At 45.9% G+C, this 255-nt stretch carries 1 protein-coding gene; it reads left to right on the top strand.

What is annotated here, in order from left to right:
• A partial coding sequence (locus H8792_RS12515; protein WP_456119860.1) for an EF-Tu C-terminal domain-related protein occupies positions 1 to 255 on the top strand: 255 nt, incomplete at both ends.

Here is a 255-nt window from a genome sequence, read left to right as displayed (position 1 = left end):
TACTACGTGGTACTAAGCGTGAAGACATCGAGCGTGGTCAAGTATTGGCTCACAAAGGAACTGTTAAGCCTCACACCAAGTTTGAAGCAGAAGTTTATGTTCTGTCTAAAGACGAAGGTGGACGTCATACTCCATTCTTCAACGGTTACCGTCCACAGTTCTACTTCCGTACAACTGACGTAACGGGTGCATGTGAACTACCAGCTGGTACTGAAATGGTTATGCCAGGTGACAACGTTCAAATGACCGTTGAGT

The sequence above is a fragment of the Thiomicrorhabdus heinhorstiae genome (assembly GCF_013391765.2).
Classification (GTDB): Bacteria; Pseudomonadota; Gammaproteobacteria; order Thiomicrospirales; family Thiomicrospiraceae; genus Thiomicrorhabdus; species Thiomicrorhabdus heinhorstiae.
This window is presented reverse-complemented; position numbering and strand designations above follow the sequence as displayed.